Here is a 533-nt window from a genome sequence, read left to right as displayed (position 1 = left end):
CCCTGAGAGGTGCCCGTTTTTTTTGTGCGCGTTGTCATCGCCATTCAGCTCATCTAACAAAATGTCAACCTGCGCTGCCGCTGTCAGCAAGATGCTACAAAATGTAAAGTTGTGTTTTTATCGTGACTTAGCGGGGGCTGATGGTTGAAAATTGCAGCCTGACCCATACGATGTGGGTAATCGCATAGTGCGTTTTGTTAAATTGAGGTAAAAAGAAAATTATGATGCGAATCGCGCTTTTCCTGCTGACGAACCTGGCAGTGATGGTCGTGTTCGGGCTGGTGTTAAGCCTCACGGGGATCCAATCCAGCAGCATGACCGGTCTTCTGATTATGGCCCTGCTGTTCGGCTTCGGTGGTTCTATCGTTTCGCTGATGATGTCGAAGTGGATGGCGCTGAAGTCAGTGGGTGGGGAAGTGATCGAGCAGCCGCGCAACGAAACGGAACGCTGGCTGATGAATACCGTTGCGCAGCAGGCGCAGCAGGTAGGTATTGCCATGCCGCAGGTAGCTATCTATCACGCGCCTGACATT

1 protein-coding gene is annotated in these 533 nt (G+C 51.4%); it reads left to right on the top strand.

The genetic code is table 11. The features are described from left to right. Positions 1-221: 221 nt before the first annotated feature. Positions 222-533: M48 family metallopeptidase (locus FJV41_RS55375; RefSeq protein ID WP_497812684.1), on the top strand; the 312-nt coding region annotated here is incomplete at its 3' end.

Source organism: Myxococcus llanfairpwllgwyngyllgogerychwyrndrobwllllantysiliogogogochensis (assembly GCF_006636215.1).
Taxonomy (GTDB): domain Bacteria; phylum Myxococcota; class Myxococcia; order Myxococcales; family Myxococcaceae; genus Myxococcus; species Myxococcus llanfairpwllgwyngyllgogerychwyrndrobwllllantysiliogogogochensis.
This window is presented reverse-complemented; position numbering and strand designations above follow the sequence as displayed.